The sequence below is a fragment of the Pseudomonas sp. FP2196 genome (assembly GCF_030687715.1).
Classification (GTDB): Bacteria; Pseudomonadota; Gammaproteobacteria; order Pseudomonadales; family Pseudomonadaceae; genus Aquipseudomonas.
Genome location: NZ_CP117445.1, coordinates 2,742,473 through 2,760,466, shown reverse-complemented (window position 1 = coordinate 2,760,466; position 17,994 = coordinate 2,742,473). Strand labels below are relative to the sequence as shown.

Below are 17,994 nucleotides of genomic sequence, written 5' to 3'. Positions count from 1 at the left end.
GCAAGCTCCCTCTCCACAAATTCTTGATTATTACTTCAGGCTACGGAATCAGCCTACTCCCGACCAAATGAGCAGGCAGCCGTACGTCATGAAGAGCCAGATTGGCTTTTCTTCGCTTTCACCTTGGGTTTAGGGTCGGTCTTGGGCTGACCTGCCGTCAGATCGAGCACTACCACGTCGATGTGCGAGCGCCGTTGTTCAGGTATGCGACTGATCAAAATCTCCTTCATTTCCTCGGCTGACTCAGGCGTTTTGACACCAGCAGGTGGGGTTTTCAAGTTTTTAGTCGGTGCCCCAGGCAGCTTTCCAAACCAGAATACGCAATAAATACCGCGATCTTCCGAGCGCCAATCGATGAGATATTGTTTATCCAGTTGTCCTGTCGCAGCGTCCCAGACATCGGGATGCCATTGTCCTTTGACCTCCATCGGCAATTGCATCCTGTCGTAAGCGAACGCCAAGTCTGCGCGCTTGGTATCAGGCATGTCGGCTTCAGTCAGTTGACGGATCCCATATTGCTCCAACGGGGTTTTGATCAGAGCCGCGAGACGATCGCGACAGCGATTCTCACCAAAGGGCACGTCGCCACTCCAAAAATCACGATACTGATCCAACTCGTCGCCGAGCAATACTTTCTGGGCATCCGCCAATTCTTCTATCACTAGCGCCTTGAGATCTTCGGCATTGGACGGATGCCCTTCTGTCAGTAGCTCTCCAAGGCTTTTGGGCAAAAGCGGGGTAAATTCTTTTTCACTTCTCGCCTGCCTTTGCTGCGCTGCCATATGGCGAATGAGATCGCTGTAGCTGTCGCGGGGGCTGGCGTTCAGAACGTCGAAAGCGGCGCTGGATTGTGCGCTGGTGTCATTGGCTAGACGATCAATCATTGCCGTGAGAAAACGGGTTGCGTCATACGGGTTTTGATCCCCTGAGGCCACTCGGGGCAACTCTGCAAAGGGCCAACTTCCACGAAACTGTTCGATCACCCACTTTGCCTGTTCGACGCTCAACATCAGACCACGATTCTTGTTTGCGAAACGATCTCTCAGGGGCCAGATGAATTCAGGATGATGGCGACCAATACCCGAAAGTTCTGGTTTGGCGGGGTCGAACCGAGTCAACACATCGACTGCCAACCAGTTAAACCGTTGACTCTGATTTCTTGGCGTAGATTGCTCTCGATGCTGTGCAATCAGTGCAAGCATAGAAAGGTTGCCGGAGCGCGCCAGATGATCTATCAAATTGACTTCAATGGACTCATGCAGGGTTTCCAATGACATCAGCCATAGCCCTGACAGTCGAACGCTGGTGGTATGCCAGCACTCTTCATTGAAAAAATGGTGCATACCGCAAATATGCTCTTTACCGGACTCAAGTGTTGGCTCCAGCCAGAGCTTGGCGAACCCCTCGCTATCCTGCTCGTCCTCTATCAACGAGCGCAGCAGCTTCTCTCGCAGCGGCCCCACTTCACTGCCATTCAACACGGTACCTTCATCAAGACACAACAAAAGGCCCACCTTGCGTGTATCAACCGCCAGGTCATCGACCCGAAGGCCTAGGCGTTGTCGTTCAAGAAGACCGGCCATGATCGAGTAACAAACGTCATAATGCTCTCCGTCAGCAAAGCTTCTCGCGACATCGCTGGGTGTTGGCAAGTCGCTACGATGGAGAACTGCTTCCAAACCTGCGAGCGCATCCTCAGTCAGCGTATCGCCGAGCCAACTTTGGAGCGCGTTCAGGCCTTTCACAGGGTCGAGTGACATATCATCGAGCCCCAGATACCTCAAGGCCGGGCGGTTGATCTGGTTGAATTCCCCTGCGCGTAGAGATGCTTTGTCACTCGTGAGTGCTGCGCGATCCTGCTCATGCAATCGGCGCTTGCGTGCTTCTTCCCGCGCCGCCATTTGCTCGTCTTCGATTTGCCAAATCGGCTTTTCGGGATTGTCGAGCAGATGAATAAATGCATAAAGCTCCTGATCATCGCGTTGAAAGCCTGAGCGCCTGGCAAGCTCTGCTGCGCTCATTCCCGTACGCTGACGTCCTAGCCTAATAAGGTCGCGCCAGTCTTCGCGGTGTGAAACATCCTGATTGTCCCGGTCTTTCATTTCTTCCAACTGCCAAAGGATGTCTTCACCGGTCAATCCGACCAAGCGTCTGTCCAGAAGACAGGCGGTTAGCCAAAATGAAGTATTCGGGCGTGCTACATAAAGCGCATACAACTGAATGGCGCGCCGTAACGATTCATTTTCATCAAAGTAATGTTTGAGGGATTTGGCTTCGGCACTTGCCATGCCGGACAACTGCTGCAAGGCACCCAACCAGTTCCAGACCGCAGGTAGCGTAGCGGCGTCGAGGCTTTTAGCATCGATTGCACGCTTCACCAGTACGGTAATCAGCTCCGCCAATTGGCCGGGACCACGGTGATGCCGGCCCGTTACCGTTATCGCAAATTCAGCGAAAAGATCGAGCACATTACGCACGCGTTCAATAGGCAGACGCTGTCCAAATCGTCGGTGGTGGAACAGATCGAGCGAACTACCGGACGAACGCCCGAACAATGGGCAACGAGTTAATTCCATACTCGTTAGCAAGGTCATTACTAGCACTTCATCAGTGACATCGAAATCGATTTTTTGCATGACATCGCGCGCAAGACGCGCGCTTTCATCAGTGCATTGGTCGACCAGGCTGACAACGGTAGCTTGCCACCAGGACTTGTCCCGGTGCTCCATCAAGGTACTCGAGGCTGCGACACGGTCGGTGTAAGGATGTTCGAGCGAGAAGACAATCGATTCAAGCGTGTCTGCAAGGTCGCTCGCCATTGCCGTTCCCTTCAAACCTTCAATCAGCAGAAAACGCAGGTGCCGGTTGCTGTCAGGGGTCGCAATCAAAGCTTGAATTTCACCTATCAGCTTCGGGTGCATAAGCCCCGCAGCAACTCGACTTTCCCAGTCCTGAGCGCGGAAAAACGGATCATTGCTTGCCAGTTTGTTCAACGCCTGGAACATGCATTGTGCTTGCTCGGACGTCATCCTGCTGTCGTCTCCATAACGCAACACAGCGAAAGGATCTGCCGTGATGACGTCTTTGGCCATCGACGCGCTGTGGTAGGCGATCCAGGCATGTAAGCCACGCAAACTGGAAGGTACGTTGCCACTGCCGTTCAGTTGTTTGAGCAAACGTCGTTGCACCCGATTGGTTTTGGCTTCTTGGGCCAACCAACGAGCTCCCAGATATTCTGCGATTACACGGTGAATCGGTGCAGCGCGACCAGTCTCGATCGTCTGGAAAAGCTTGCTGGAAAGGATAAGCTCTCCTACTTCGGCTCCAGGCAGAGCCAACAGATCAGCCAACTGAACGTCACCAGCAAGCAGCTGCGAGGGGCTCGCTTCGCTTATTGCATCGGCTCCCGCAAGCAGCATTCCGGCACAAAGAGCTCCAGCTGCGCAAAGAGCCTGCTCTTGAGTAATAAGGCCAAATCCGAGTTTTTGCCTTTCTGACTGGAACTCTGGCCAAATCAGCGCGCAGACTCGCTCAAATAGCGCCGCGCGGCTTTGAGGTAGCTCGGCACCGGTCTCTGCTACTCGGCCAATCAACCCCAGCGTTAGCGGGTTCGCATACAAGTCACTGACGCCATTCGCGTCAAAATGGTAGAGCACCTTCGCAGCATCAATATCGGGATAGCGATGCTTCAGGAAGTCCTCAGCCTCTCCGCGAGACAACGCTTCCAAAACCAGAACATTGGGATCTGCATCATAGATTTCGTGGATGCTTCCTTCATTACGCGACTGCCATTCCCTGGCTCTGCAGGACAGAATGAAATCGGGTGAGCCCGCTTCCTCTAGCTTCGAGAAGATCAAGTCCACCGCGTCGCCCTCGCGACGCGCCATGGCTTCGTCGAGTCCGTCGATAAGCAAAGGCTTCCCGGCGACGACCAGGCTTTCTGGACGGGCGTGGTTCATGAAACGTGTTGCGGAGATGATCTTGACTTCCAAACGTCGACCAATCTCGCGGATCAGTTCGCTCTTACCCATTCCGGGTTCACCCAAGATGACCTTCGGACCTTGAATCTCGATCAGTGCTTGCTCATCGAGCTTTTCGGCCGTTTCTTCAACTTTGATGACACGAAGATGTCGAGGAAAATAGCTCATACCTTCCATGAGGCCAAAACTCCAACCTTGCTGTTGTATCAACAAAAAGCACCTTCACAGGTGCTTTTTATGGGTTCCGATCCAGGATCAACCCGAGACGTTGGCCCGTGCCGAATGCAACTTCTTGTAGCTCTCGATCAGGCGCAAATGCCGATCCAGCCCCTCCAGCTTCATGCTCGTCGGCGTCAAGCCGTAGAAGCGCACGCTACCGTTTACCGAACCAATCGCCGCGTCCATCCGCTCTTTACCAAACATGCGGCGGAAGTTCGCTTCGTAGTCGGCCAGTTCCAGGTCTTCGTCCAGTTCCATCTCCAGCACCACATTCACGGCCTGATAGAACAAGCCGCGCTCGACGGTGTTGTCGTTGTATTGCAGGAACGCTTCAACCAGGTCTTTGGCCTGATCGTACTTCTGCAGGGCGAGGTAGATCAGCAGGCGCAGTTCGAGGATGGTCAGCTTGCCCCACGGCGTGTTGTCGTCGAACTCGATGCCGATCAGCGTGGTGATGTCGGTGTAGTCGTCCAGTTCGCTGTTTTCCAGGCCTTGGGCCAGATTGCGCAAGCCGACTTTGCTCAGGCTGTGCAGGTTGAGTATGTCGGCACGGAATTGCAGGGCCTTGTTGGTGTTGTCCCAGATCAGGTCTTCGACCGGATAGATCTCCGAGTAACCCGGCACCAGAATGCGGCAGGCCTTGGCACCGATGTGCTCGTAGACCGCCATGTAGACTTCTTTGCCCATGTCTTCGAGGATGCCGAACAGCGTCGCGGCTTCGTCGGCGTTGGAGTCTTCGCCTTGGCCTGAGAAGTCCCACTCGACGAATTCGAAGTCTGGCTTGGCACTGAAGAAGCGCCACGACACCACGCCGCTGGAGTCGATGAAGTGCTCGACAAAGTTGTTCGGCTCGGTCACGGCCTGCCCCGAGAAGGTCGGCTGCGGCAAGTCGTTCAGGCCTTCAAAACTACGGCCCTGCAACAACTCGGTCAGGCTGCGCTCCAGCGCGACTTCAAGGCTTGGGTGTGCACCAAACGAGGCGAACACGCCGCCAGTGCGCGGATTCATAAGGGTCACGCACATCACCGGGAATTCACCGCCCAGCGACGCATCCTTGACCAGCACCGGGAAGCCCTGCTCTTCCAGGCCCTTGATACCGGCCAGAATGCTTGGGTATTTCTCCAGCACTTCCTGCGGCACGTCCGGCAGCGCCATTTCCCCTTCGAGGATTTCGCGTTTGACCGCCCGCTCGAAGATTTCCGACAGGCACTGGACCTGTGCTTCAGCCAATGTATTACCGGCGCTCATGCCGTTGCTGAGGAACAGGTTTTCGATCAGGTTGGACGGGAAGTACACCACTTCCTGATCGGACTGGCGCACAAACGGCAGCGAGCAGATGCCGCGCTGGGTGTTGCCGGAGTTGGTGTCGTACAGGTGCGATCCGAGGAGATCGCCTTCGCGGTTGTAAATCTTGAGGCAGTATTCGTCGAGGATCTCGCTCGGCAGCGCATCTTTCAGGCCGGGCTTGAACCAGCGCTCGTCCGGGTAATGCACGAAGTCTGCGTTGGCGATGTCTTCGCCCCAGAACTGATCGTTGTAAAAGAAGTTGCAGTTCAGCCGCTCGATGAATTCGCCCAGCGCCGAGGCCAGCGCGCCCTCTTTGGTCGCGCCCTTGCCATTGGTGAAGCACATCGGCGAGTGCGCGTCGCGGATGTGCAGCGACCATACGTTGGGCACGATATTGCGCCACGAAGCGATTTCAATCTTCATGCCCAGGTCGGCGAGAATCCCCGACATGTTGGCGATGGTTTGTTCCAGCGGCAGGTCCTTACCGGCGATGTAAGTGCCCGCCTCCGAGCCGCCATGCGGCATCAGCAGCGCCTGGGCGTCGGCGTCGAGGTTTTCGACCTCTTCAATGACGAACTCAGGGCCAGTCTGCACGACCTTCTTGACGGTACAGCGGTCGATGGAGCGCAGGATGCCCTGGCGATCCTTGTCGGAGATATCCGCCGGCAGTTCGACCTGAATCTTGAAGATCTGGTTGTAGCGGTTTTCCGGGTCGACGATGTTGTTTTGCGACAGGCGAATGTTTTCGGTGGGGATGTTGCGGGTGTCGCAGTACAACTTCACGAAGTAAGCCGCGCACAACGCCGACGATGCCAGGAAATAGTCGAACGGCCCCGGTGCCGAGCCATCGCCTTTGTAGCGGATAGGCTGATCGGCGATCACCGTGAAGTCGTCGAACTTGGCTTCAAGTCGAAGGTTGTCGAGAAAATTGACCTTGATTTCCATGCGGGATTACCAGAATACGGCTAAACGAATGGCGGCCATTATCCGGTTTTTGAGCGGGAAGTCTTGTGCTTTCGGGAATGGCCGCTGACCGGTGCGGCACCTTCTGCGCGGGTTTGCCAGTGTGCGCCCGTGCCCATTTCTGAACACCAGCAGGGCAAAGACTTAGCGCGTTCACTACACTTTTCGAGATTCGATCACTGCAATCAATATGAAGAATCTGAACGTTGCGCACGCGCCATTGTTCTAGATTCTGAAGACAGCGGATCAAGGACGAGTGAATGGAAACTTCCAGTTATGCGGCGCATCTTCCACCCCGGCAAAGCGTGGTCACCCGACGCCTTGCCATTGCCGTCGGCGCATTGTTTGTCACCGGGGTAATGGCCGCGACTGTCGCACTGCTCGGAATTGCCAATAAGCTGGACAGCGAAGAAATCAACAAAATCAGGTTCTATTCAGCCCGCGCCCTGGAAAACCGTATCACCGCGTCCAGGAACTACATCACCAGTTATGCCTACTGGACAACGGCCTATGAACGCCTGAGCAACCAAGTCGACATAAACTGGGCTTACACCGAGCAGAATCTGGGTAAAACCCTGTTCACCAGTGACGGTTATGACGGCGTGTTCGTACTCGATCGCGAGCGCACCAAATACACAGTGGTTCGAGGGCAAATGCTTGAGGCCGATTTCTCGGCATTCCTCAACGTCAGCGCCACATCGCTGCTGGACAACGTACAAACCCAGGCCGACCTGACCCAGCCCTTCACTACTTATTCACTGTTTGAAGGCTGGCCAGCGCTGGTGTCGGCGGCGGCGATCATTCCCAACGATCAAAGGCCGGTAGATGCTGCGCAGAAAACCTCTGTGCTGGTATTCGTCGACAAGCTCACCCCCACCAAACTGCGCAAGATCGGCAGTGAGTATGGCCTGAGCAACCTGACGCTGGCGCTGGATGAAACGATTGACCCGGCCCGTCCACGGGTGCCGCTGGACAGCACCGGTTACAGCCTGATTGCCGATTTGGGGCGGCCGGGGCAACAGTTGTTGTGGTCATTGCTGCCTACCCTTGGCGCAACGATGGTGGTTTTGATGCTGCTGACCGCCTATTTCTTTCGACATGCCTTGCGATCATCGCAGTACGTCGACCAAAGTTTCGCCGTCATGCAGACCTCGAACGAGGCATTGGAAGCCGCCAACCGCGGGCTGGAAGCCAGTGAAGAACGCTTTCGCGCGGTGGCGGAAGCGGCTTCGGACTGGATCTGGGAGGTCGACCGGGATCTGTCGCTGACTTACTTGTCCGCGCGGTTCAGCGAAGTGACCGGTTATCCGCAAACCTTCTGGCTAGGGCAAGATATTGGTCAATTGCTGTTTTGCGACACCACGCCACTGCAATTGTGGCTAAGGAAACTGACCGAGGAAGGCAACACCAGCGACCTTCGGTGCACCTACCGCGACCACTCCGGCCAGCAGCGTCACTGTCGGCTGTCCGCCCGCCCGATCTTGGACAAGCATGTCGTCATTGGCTATCGGGGTACCGCCAGCGACATCACCGATGAAGTCGCTGCCCATGCACAGATCCAGCACCTGTCGATGCACGACGCCCTGACCGGACTGCCCAATCGCAACAAGCTGGCGCGGTATCTGGATGACGCACTGTTGCTCAAAGAGCACTCGCCAGCGCTATCGCTGTTGATGATCGATCTGGACAACTTCAAACCGATCAACGACTCCCTCGGCCATCCCGCCGGTGACGCGGTGCTGCAAGAAGTCGCTGTCCGCCTGCGTGAATGCACCCGCGACAACGACATCGTCGCCAGGCTGGGTGGTGACGAGTTTGTGGTGGTGCTCAACGGCATGGACAGCCATCACGAAATCGACAAGTTCTGCACCCGCCTGATCGGCAGCCTGCACCAGCCGGTAATGTTCGAAGACCATCCGCTGCACGTTGGCGCCAGCATCGGCATTGCCTTGAGCCGCCGCCACGGCTTCGCGCCGAGCGAGCTGATTCGCTACGCCGACATCGCGCTCTATCAGGCCAAATCCGACGGCAAGAACACTTGGTGCTATTTCGAAGCGCACATGAGTGACCAGATCCAGACGCGCCGGCAAATGGAAGATGATTTGCGTCATGCACTCAAGCACAACGAATTCGTCCTGCACTATCAGCCGCGCTACAAGATTGACGGCAAGCAGATTGTTTCGGTCGAAGCGCTGGTGCGCTGGCAGCATCCGAGCAAAGGCCTGCTCGGACCGGACCTGTTTATTCCGCTGGCGGAGCAGACTGACCTGATCGTCCCTCTTGGGCGCTGGGTATTGCGCGAAGCCTGCGAAACGGCGCTGACGTGGCCGGAAGACATTTTGCTGTCGGTGAATCTTTCCCCGGCGCAATTTGCCGTGACGGATGTGGTTGAGGATATCCGCGAAGTGCTGGTCGATACGCGCTTCCCGGCCAGTCGTCTGGAACTGGAGATCACCGAGAACGTCATGCTCAACGACACCGACGGTGCGCTGACCACCATGAACGCGCTGAAAGAGCTGGGCGTGCGCCTGAACATGGACGACTTCGGCACCGGCTATTCATCCCTCGGCTACCTGCGCGCGTATCCGTTCGACGGGATCAAGATCGACAAGCGCTTCATCGCCTCGATCAGCAGCGGCGCCAATGATCGGGCGGTGGTGCAAGCCATCATCGGCCTGGGCAAAGCCATGGGCCTGAACGTTACCGCAGAAGGGGTCGAAACCGAGGAGCAACTGGATATCCTCGGCAAGGATCAATGCAACGAAGTACAGGGTTATTTCATGAGTCGCCCGATCGACAAGGCGGCCTTCGCGCGTCTGTTGCAAACATCGAGAAACGCACAGCCGAAGCAAAAGAAAGGCCGCGTCACGAGCGGCCTGAATCTCGAGGGTTTATAAGGTGAATCAGCGCTGAGCAATAGCGCTGATATCAACCGTGGCTTCGACCTTCGTCGCGGGCGAACACACTGCCCGCATCCCTCACCAGCTGACGCCATTCGGCGCTGGTGATCAGTCCCTGCTCCTCCATCTCATCGGCTGCCTTGAGCAACTCATCGTACTGTTCTTCCGGGTCCACCCGTGGTTGCGATTGCGTCGCCAGTTTGCGCCATGCCGCCAGTAATTCTTTCTTGCGCTGATCGAACATAGGGGTATCTCGTGAAGGACTCACTCGGTAGAAAGACACGGCGTCACGGTGGTTCAGTGAAGTCGACGGATGGAACCCCGAGAAAAGCAAACGCCCATGTGTTTTGTTCGTTCTTTATGACGTCGCACTGTTCATTGCCCGTCCCTGTCTGGAGTTTTCTCGATGCCCGCGTCCAAATCCCTGCCCACCGCGTTGTTGGGGCTAGCCCTTGCCTGTCCGGCCATGGCCGAGACTCAAGGTCTGGAATTGGGGCAGGTCCTGATTTCGGCGCAAGAGCGCAGCGGCACGGACGCGGCTGTTGAAGACGCCAAGGCGCGCCTGGATCAGGTGCCCGGCGGCACGAGCGTGGTCGACATGCGCCAACCGTTGCAGGGTCGCGTGGCCAGTAATCAGGATGTGCTGGCCTATCAGCCGGGGATTTATGCGCAGTCGGCGGGCAACGAAGGCGTGAAGATTTCGATCCGCGGCTCGGGCATCAACCGCGCGCCGGGCGCCCATGCCTCGGGGCTGTACACGATGCTCGACGGCCTGCCGCTGACTGGCCCCGGCGGCACGCCTTACGAACTGCTTGAACCGCTGTGGGTCGACCATGTTGAAGTATTGCGCGGCGCCAATGGCTTTGATCGCGGTGCGCTGGCACTGGGCGGCGCCGTCGATTACGTCAGCCATACCGGCTACGACGCGCCGAAACTGCAAGTGCGCTACGCCACCGGCAGCCATGGTTATCAGCAGCGCCAGGTCAGTTCCGGACAAGTGCTGGGCGACTTCGATTACTACGTCTCGCTGACCGATTCGAACGCTGACGGCTACCAGGATCACACCGCCAGCGAGAGCAAAGGCCTGATCGCCAATTTCGGCTATCGCTTCAATCCGAATCTGGAAACACGTTTCTACATCCGCTACCGCGAGACCGACAACGACCTCGCCGGCCGCGTGACCAAGCACTCCATCGAACACGACCCACGAGCGGCCAACCCGGCTTACGTCTCGCGCGACGACAGCCGCAAACAACCGGGCAGCACCTTCATCGGCAACAAGACCACGTTCTACATCGACGACGATTCAAGCATTCAGACCGGCCTCGTCTACCACGACTACCCGATGGACCTGCGCGAAGGCCCGAATCGTCTGAAGGTCGCCTACACCGACGTCAGCGGCACTTTTGACTACAAACGCCGCGACACTCTGTTTGGCATGGAAAGTCGCAGCACCGTCGGCCTGCGGGTGACCAAACACCTGCCCAACGACGGTGCCAGTGAATTTGTGCGCATCCCCACCGGTAACACCGCTGGCTACTTGCCGGGCACGCGTATGCGCAACTTCACTTATCAAGGCTCGGACACGGTCCTGCATGTTGGCAACGACCTGGAAATCGCCGACGACCTGTGGCTGACCACCGGCCTCGCCGCGATCTACACCAGACGCGAAAGTGCAGTCACCTACCCTGAAAGCGGTGGCAAAACCAGCATGAACGACTGGGACTACGCGCCCCGCCTCGGCCTGCGCTACCAGATCACGCCTGACGTGCAGGTGTTCGGTAACCTCAGCCGCTCGGTCGAAGCACCGCACCCGTGGTCGCTGATTTACAGCTCAAACGTGCGCTTCCCGGCTGGCAACGGCGCCGCGACCGGCACTCAGAAGGACCCGATCAAACTGCAAAACCAGACCGCCACCACCCTCGAACTCGGTGGACGCGGCGACAGTGCATTCGGCGAATGGAGCCTGGCGTGGTACTACGCGCAAGTGCGTCACGAATTGCTTTCGGTACTGCCGGACGCCAACGCGGTAACGCCCTACGAGCTAAACGCCAGCCCGACCGTGCACCAAGGCATCGAAGCCAGTTTGACCAGCAAACTCTGGTCAGCCGCCGACGGTCGCCAGTTGAGCCTGCGTCAGGCGTACACCTTCAGCGACTTCCACTATCGCGATGACGATCGCTTCGGTGACAACCGCTTGCCGGGCTTGCCGATGCATTACTACCAAGGTGAGCTGCGTTATGACTGGCCGCAGGGATTCTTCGCGGCGATGAACACGCAACTGGTATCCAAAGTTGCCGTGGACTACGCCAATAGCTACTACGCCGATCCTTACGCACTGTTCGGCGCGACGCTCGGCTACAACGCACCCAAAGGTGACTGGCAGACCTGGGTAGATATGCGCAACCTGACCAACAAACACTATGCGGCGACGGTCACACCTGGGTATGACGACAAAGGGCTTGATGCCGCGCGGTCTACGCCGGGTGAAGGGATGGGGGTTTATGTAGGCGTTTCGTGGAGTTTGCTGTGAGGCCACGACGAACTCGCAATGCAGGCGTGAACCCGCTCACGATTGCGGCAGAAGCTGCACAATTGCCGGCGTTCACGAAAGATCACAGATTTAAGCGATCACCTCAATCCGTGTAATCCCCACCTGCTCGGCCTGCTTGAGGATCTCTTGGGCCGTCGAATCGGCCGTGGGCATGATCAGGCTGTTTTCCGCATCGCCAAGATGCAGCTCCAGAAGATGCATCGCGGCCTCGTGATCGGCCAGTTGTGGTTGCTTGAGCTCGAACACGTGGGAGCGAGGCTCGCCGTTGAAAAGGTATTCCAGGCGATAAGTGTGCATGGTGTCATCCGCATGAGAAAAGAGAGGCACTGAATATCCTGACGGCTCAGTCAGGCTTTTAGTTCAACGTCATGAAGCGCAGGACACGAGCAGAGAAATCTCATGTTCAATCCAAACTTTTCGCGCCACGGGGCGTCCTCTGCTTACACTCTCAAACAGCTGACCCAAACCAAGGACTGCCGATGACTTTTTTTATTTTCCTCCTGGCCTGCGCGGCTGCCGCGACCACAGGCGTCATGTTCAAACCCGGCGAATGGTACGAATCACTGAGCAAACCCTCGTTCACGCCGCCCAACTGGGCGTTCCCGGTGGCCTGGACGCTAATCTATCTGTTACTGGCCTGGGCCGGATACCGATTGAGCCTGATCCCGGGAAGTCAGACGGTGCTGGCGCTATGGGCGGCGCAGATTGCGCTGAATACCCTGTGGACTCCGGTGTTCTTCGGGGCGCATCAGGTTTTTGCCGCGATGGTGATCCTGACGTTGCTCTGGTTGGTGGTCGCGGCGATGGTAGTGATGGCCTTGCAACTTGATCTGGTCACCGGCCTGATCCTGTTTCCTTATCTGGCGTGGCTGTGTGTTGCCGCGGCGTTGAATTTTTCCATCTTGATCAAGAACCGCTGATGACCGATTGCAGCAGCAAAGTGCCGTGGCCACAGGGCGAGCGCGAGTTGGCGCAAGTGCGTGACTTCAACCGCAAGCTCGCCTGGTTGCCGCGCTTTAAAATCCGCAATCGCGTCTTGCCACGGATGATTCAGGCGCTGCTGCGCGTCAGTCAGATCGGCGGCGCGAACAAGTTGCGCAAGCACGGTCTCAAGGCAGAGCGAAAGGCGATTGCCGGCGGCAGCGTGCGGATCATTCGTCCCAAAGGATGCGCGAAAGGCGTTGTGCTGGATTTCCATGGCGGCGGCTGGGTGATCGGCAACGCGCAGATGAATGACAATTTCAACATTGCCATCGTCAACGCCTGCGATGTGACAGTTGTCTCGGTGGATTACCGGCTTGCGGTATCGACGCCCATTGAAGGGGTGATGGAAGATTGCATTGCTGCTGCTCGCTGGTTGCTCAATGAGCACGAGTTTGCCGGTCTGCCGGTCATTGTCGTTGGCGAATCGGCCGGAGCGCATCTGGCGGCGACATCGTTGTTGGCGCTGAAACAATCGCCCGACTTACTCAGTCGGGTACGCGGCGCGTTGCTGTATTACGGCGTCTACGATTTGACCGGAACGCCGAGCGTACGCGCGGCGCCGCCGGAAACGCTGCTGCTGGACGGCCCCGGTATGGTCGAGGCGCTGCGCATGCTCACGCCAGACTTGAATGACCAACAGCGCCGGCAACCACCGTTGTCACCGCTGTACGGTGACTTCAGCGGATTTCCGCCGGCACTGATGTTTGCCGGAGAACTCGATCCGCTGCGCGATGACACCCTCGACATCGCCGAACGCTGGTCGCAGTCGGCGCCTGTCGAGATGTACCTGCTGCCCTCTTCACCCCATGGTTTTATCCATTTTCCGACAGCCATTGCTGACAGCGTGCTGGCTTACAGTCGGGAATGGATTTCGGCTCGGGTCGGGGGACAAGCGCCGATAGCGGATCATTGATCTTTCCCCCCACAACAAGTAAAAAACCTCTTCCCTTTTCCCCCATGCAAGGAGCAGCGGATGCTCGAGCTCACCACCGAACGCCTGGACCTGCGCACCCTGGTCGAATCTGACTGGCCGCTGTTCCTCAGGCTGCATTCCGAGCCGCAGACCATGCAGTATGTGTTTGGCGAAATTGCCGAGGAGCAAATTCGCAGGGGCTTCGAGCATCGGCTGCCGGCGTGGGGGCCGCAGTCGGATCACTGGTTGTGCCTGGTGGTGATTGACAAGGCCAGTCGGCAAGAACTGGGCGTGACCGGATTCCGTATTCTGTCGCCGGGGCATGCCGAAGTAGGTTGCCTGCTGCTGCCGGAGCATCAGGGCAAAGGCTTTGGCACCGAGTCGCGGCGGGCGATCATCGACTATGCCGCTGTTATCGGGCTGGACTCGCTGGAGTCGACGGTCACCGACGGTAATGTCGCATCCTGCAAGGTGCTGGAGAAATGCGGTTTTGTCTTCGAACGCCGTGTGCCGCTGGCCTACCAGATCGGTGACCGGTGGTTTGATGACCTGATCTACCGCTATCAAATCAGCTGAACCCTTTTTCTCTGCGAACCGCCAAGGAGGCCACTCGTCGTGAATCCCTATCAATACCTGCCATCCCGCGCCTTCTGGCGCACAGCCATCGCCGACAAACCCGCGCTGGACATCGATCAACTGTGGACACCGGAATTCGAGATCGGCAACAAGGATGCCATCGTCACTGCAGGCTCATGTTTCGCCCAGCACATCGGTCGGGCGCTGGTGGAACGCGGCATGTATTGGCTGGACGCCGAGCCTGCCCCGGCCGGGTTGCCTGAAGCCGACTGGAAGGCCCACAACTATGGGGTGTTTTCTTTCCGCACCGGCAATCTGTACACCCCGGCGATGTTGCGCCAATGGCTCGAATGGGCGTTGGGGGTGAGTGTGCCGCCCAGCGAAACCTGGGTCCACGACGGGCGTTTCTTCGATCCATTCCGCCCCGCCGTGGAGCCTGAAGGCTTTGCCAGTGAAGAGGCGTTATTGGCGTCTCGCGAAGCGACTCTGGACGCCATTCGCATCGCCATTCGCCGTGCCAGGGTGTTCGTATTCACTCTGGGTCTGACCGAAGGCTGGCAGCATCGCCAGACCTCTGTTTTCTATCCGATGTGTCCCGGCACCGTGCGCGGCACCTTCGATCCGCAGGCCCACCAGTTCCGCAACTTCGGGTTTGTCGACACCTATGGCGAGATGGTCAGGGCAGTCGAGTTGATGCGCTCGATCAACCCTCAGATGCGCCTGCTGCTCACCGTTTCGCCGGTGCCCTTGACGGCCACGGCCACCGGGCAGCATGTGTTGAGCGCCACCACTTACTCCAAATCGGTGCTGCGCGCCGTCGCCGGGCAACTGTGTGAAGACTTGAGCGACGTCGACTATTTCCCGTCCTACGAAATCATCACCGGCACACCGTTCAAGGGCGGCTTCTACCAGGCCAACCAGCGAGAAGTCACGCCAGAGGGTGTGGCGTTTGTCATGCAGCAGTTTTTCGCCGGGCTCAATACCGTCCAAGGGGTGCAAGCGCCCGCCTCTACTCCTTCCACTTGCGTGTCCAGCGAGGATCTTGTCTGTGAAGACGCCGTACTCGATTACTACGCCTAGGTTTCTGCTGCTGGGGGACTCCCACGCCGGCGTCATCGGCAAGGCGGCACAGGCCCGTGAAGTGCCTTTCGGCGGTGGCCCATTGGGAACCGGAAGAGATTTCGCCGTCGACTTCTTCAGCATCACCTGCAATGACGTGGTCTTCAGGGATGGCGAGATGGAACGCCTGTATCGCCAGGCCCTCGATGCCTACGAAACGCCGCAATTGGCGAAGGTCGGGGTGCCGCTGGTGAGCACTATCGGCCTGAGTCTGCACTACCTCGCGACGGCGCCGAACTGGACCTGTTACCAGACGCCGGAGGGTGAGTTCGACGCAGGATTTCTCGCAGGGCCGTTGTTCGAATCTATCGTCGACACCCTGTCCCGGCCGGCATTGGCTTTCTATGAACAGGCACTGGCGATGAACCTCAAGGTGTTCGCGGTGTTACCGCCACAACGGGTTCCGCAAATGTCCGATCCGCAGGTGTTCATGGCTTCCCAGACGCTGCTGATCAAGCGTCTGCAGAGGCTCGGCGTGGAGCTGATCGACGTGCGTGCTGAGGCGAACGATGAACAGGGTTTCCAGCGTTCGGCGTTCTGCGAAGTGGATGACCCGTTGCACGGCAATCTGGCGTTTGGGGAATTGATCGTCGAGCAACTGATCCGGCGCGGCATTTAAAACAGGAAGACCACGAACCTGTGGGAGCGAGCCTGCTCGCTCCCACAAAGGCTCTCGGGGGAACGTCAGGCCTTGGGCTGTGTCCCCAGGATCGTCACCCGTTCGCCGTAACGCGAATGCGGGAAATAATCCCAGACCGCATGGTGCTGGGTGCAGCGGTTGTCCCAGAACACCAGGGTGTTCGGCGCCCAGCGTACGCGGCAACTAAGCACCGGCTCTCGGGCCACGAGGTCAAACAGCATGTTAAGCAGCGTCTGACTTTCGCCACCGGACAACTGCACGATGTGCGAAGTGAATCCGGAATTGACGAACAACGACTTGCGCCCGGTTTCAGGGTGACGAACCACCACCGGGTGTTCAGTCCTCGGCAGGTCGGCCGGCGCCTGATAACCCTTCCACGGAATCGCCCCGTCATGGATGGCGGTCAATTCACCGAGAAACTGCTGCATCGCCGGCGACAGCATCTCGATCGCCAGGTGCATGTTGGCAAACAATGTATCGCCCCCCGTGCCGATGGCCGGGGTTTCCTTGACGTACAGCATCGAGCCGAGGGACGGCGCGACATCGGCCGTGCCGTCGGTGTGCCAGGTTTCACCGGCGACGTAGCGTGATTGGGCATTGGCGCGGATCTCCACCAGTTCCGGGTCATCGCCGTCGATGTCTTCCACCGGCAAGGCGCGCAGCTCGCCGAACAGACGGCCAAACGCTTTGTGCTCCTGCACTGTCAGGTGCTGATCGCGAAACACCAGCACGTGGTTTTCCAGAAAGGCACGGCGGATTTCCGCGAGCTGATCGTCACTCAGCGGTTGCGAAAGATCGACGCCGGCGACCTCGGCGCCAATGACCGGCGTGATCCGGTCGACCGTGATGTGCTGATACGGCGCACGCGTTTGTGCAGCGATGCGCTCGATTGCCTTGAGTGCCAATTGGTCCATGTTCCCTCACCTTTTTATTGAAGCGCCCTGTGCCCGCGTCCACAGGGGACGGGTGCGATAACGGTTATTGCGACACGCTCTCTCGCAGCGAACGCGGGCGCATATCGATCCAGTGTTCATTGATGTATTCCAGGCAGATCTGGCGTTCACCGCGCATCCCCGCCTCGCTCCAGCCGTTGGCCATCGGCTTGCCCACTGGCCACAGGGAATACTGACCTTGGCCATTGATCACCACATCGAATTGCAGCTGTGAGTCACTCATGTCGTTCTCCTGTTGAATGGGGTTGCAGCGTTGCCAGGCTCCGGTTCAGCCCTTCGGCGAGATCGCTGAACAGTGCACGGCGCTGTTCGTCCGTCTGCGCGCAGGCCCGGGCATAAACTCGCGCCGAAACTGCGCAGACATCCGCATACGCTTGCGCATCTTCAGCGGCGAAGGCCCGGGCTGAGGATTCGGCGTTGGCGCTGGCATGGGCCTGGGCAAACGCGGTGGCGTTGGCTTCGGTATTCAATTGCGCGTAATACACGGCAAAACCCTGCGCATCGCCGAAGTGCTCGGCAATCATGGCGACGTTGGCCGGTGCCTGCCCGTAAGTCATCGCACTGGCGTGGGCCTGGGCGTATGCCGCGTCGTAGGCATAGGCCCGTCGATACACTGCCAGCAACACCGGTTTGAGCGTCGCCCGCCATTCACCGAGGCGTGCGCGCAGGCCAAGCGCGGCCCGTCGATGCAGGCTCTGCAAATCGAGCAGCGCCTGCCGATGCTCCGGCACGGCTTCGCACAGCAACGGCATGACCACGTCGGCGTGCCACAGGTGTACAACCCGAAGCGCTACAGGCCCGTCGAACCCGTGCAACCGCTGACGCAAGACGTCGGCCTGCGCGCTGGGCAGGCTTTCGCACAACACTTGCGTCAATGTCAGCCACCATCGAGGCATTGCGTTCGGC

14 protein-coding genes are annotated in these 17,994 nt (G+C 58.2%); 7 read left to right on the top strand and 7 right to left on the bottom strand.

What is annotated here, in order from left to right; genetic code table 11:
* Positions 1-86 precede the first annotated feature (86 nt).
* Positions 87-4,193, bottom strand: coding sequence for an NACHT domain-containing NTPase (locus PSH79_RS12380; protein ID WP_305443259.1), 4,107 nt, complete (start codon positions 4,191-4,193; stop codon positions 87-89).
* Between the two features lie 42 nt (positions 4,194-4,235).
* Positions 4,236-6,431, bottom strand: coding sequence for an OsmC domain/YcaO domain-containing protein (locus tag PSH79_RS12375; protein ID WP_305443257.1), 2,196 nt, complete (start codon positions 6,429-6,431; stop codon positions 4,236-4,238).
* A gap of 278 nt (positions 6,432-6,709) precedes the next feature.
* Between PSH79_RS12375 and PSH79_RS12370 the strand changes: the two genes are divergently transcribed.
* Positions 6,710-9,346, top strand: a complete 2,637-nt coding sequence (locus PSH79_RS12370) for an EAL domain-containing protein (protein WP_305443255.1) — start codon at positions 6,710-6,712, stop codon at positions 9,344-9,346.
* A 31-nt stretch (positions 9,347-9,377) separates the two neighbouring features.
* Here PSH79_RS12370 and PSH79_RS12365 read toward each other — a convergent pair whose 3' ends face one another.
* Positions 9,378-9,593 carry a hypothetical protein gene (locus PSH79_RS12365; protein ID WP_305443252.1) on the bottom strand — a complete coding sequence of 72 codons (216 nt, stop codon included), beginning with the start codon at positions 9,591-9,593 and terminating at the stop codon, positions 9,378-9,380.
* Between the two features lie 162 nt (positions 9,594-9,755).
* On the opposite strand from PSH79_RS12365, the gene PSH79_RS12360 reads away from it, so the two are divergent.
* Positions 9,756-11,882 (top strand): TonB-dependent receptor domain-containing protein, encoded by a 2,127-nt coding sequence (locus PSH79_RS12360; RefSeq protein WP_305443250.1) that lies wholly within the window; start codon positions 9,756-9,758, stop codon positions 11,880-11,882.
* A 90-nt stretch (positions 11,883-11,972) separates the two neighbouring features.
* On the opposite strand, the gene PSH79_RS12355 is transcribed toward PSH79_RS12360, so the two are convergent.
* Positions 11,973-12,200, bottom strand: a complete 228-nt coding sequence (locus tag PSH79_RS12355) for a hypothetical protein (RefSeq protein ID WP_305443247.1) — start codon at positions 12,198-12,200, stop codon at positions 11,973-11,975.
* 182 nt (positions 12,201-12,382) lie between these two features.
* Between PSH79_RS12355 and PSH79_RS12350 the strand changes: the two genes are divergently transcribed.
* From PSH79_RS12350 to PSH79_RS12330, 5 genes are read left to right on the top strand one after another with little or no spacing between them, the layout of a single operon-like run.
* Positions 12,383-12,823, top strand: a complete 441-nt coding sequence (locus tag PSH79_RS12350; RefSeq protein WP_187680816.1) for a TspO/MBR family protein — start codon at positions 12,383-12,385, stop codon at positions 12,821-12,823.
* Complete coding sequence (locus PSH79_RS12345; RefSeq protein ID WP_305443245.1) at positions 12,823-13,800, top strand: alpha/beta hydrolase; 978 nt, start codon at positions 12,823-12,825, stop codon at positions 13,798-13,800. Before PSH79_RS12350 ends, PSH79_RS12345 begins: the two co-directional genes overlap by 1 nt.
* A 60-nt stretch (positions 13,801-13,860) precedes the next feature.
* Positions 13,861-14,376, top strand: coding sequence for a GNAT family N-acetyltransferase (locus PSH79_RS12340; RefSeq protein ID WP_305443243.1), 516 nt, complete (start codon positions 13,861-13,863; stop codon positions 14,374-14,376).
* 39 nt (positions 14,377-14,415) lie between these two features.
* Positions 14,416-15,456, top strand: coding sequence for a GSCFA domain-containing protein (locus PSH79_RS12335; RefSeq protein WP_305443241.1), 1,041 nt, complete (start codon positions 14,416-14,418; stop codon positions 15,454-15,456).
* Positions 15,425-16,114, top strand: coding sequence for a hypothetical protein (locus PSH79_RS12330; RefSeq protein WP_305443238.1), 690 nt, complete (start codon positions 15,425-15,427; stop codon positions 16,112-16,114). Before PSH79_RS12335 ends, PSH79_RS12330 begins: the two co-directional genes overlap by 32 nt.
* Positions 16,115-16,179: 65 nt before the next feature.
* Here the strand turns inward: PSH79_RS12330 and PSH79_RS12325 are convergent, their stop codons facing one another.
* The 3 genes from PSH79_RS12325 to PSH79_RS12315 all read right to left on the bottom strand — a co-directional run bounded on the left by PSH79_RS12325 (position 16,180) and on the right by PSH79_RS12315 (position 17,984).
* Complete coding sequence (locus PSH79_RS12325; RefSeq protein WP_305443236.1) at positions 16,180-17,049, bottom strand: TauD/TfdA family dioxygenase; 870 nt, start codon at positions 17,047-17,049, stop codon at positions 16,180-16,182.
* A gap of 64 nt (positions 17,050-17,113) precedes the next feature.
* On the bottom strand, positions 17,114-17,311 hold the full coding sequence (locus tag PSH79_RS12320; RefSeq protein WP_305443233.1) for an MbtH family NRPS accessory protein: 198 nt from the start codon (positions 17,309-17,311) through the stop codon (positions 17,114-17,116).
* Positions 17,304-17,984 carry a hypothetical protein gene (locus PSH79_RS12315; protein ID WP_305443231.1) on the bottom strand — a complete coding sequence of 227 codons (681 nt, stop codon included), beginning with the start codon at positions 17,982-17,984 and terminating at the stop codon, positions 17,304-17,306. Before PSH79_RS12315 ends, PSH79_RS12320 begins: the two co-directional genes overlap by 8 nt.
* Between the last annotated feature and the right edge of the window lie 10 nt (positions 17,985-17,994).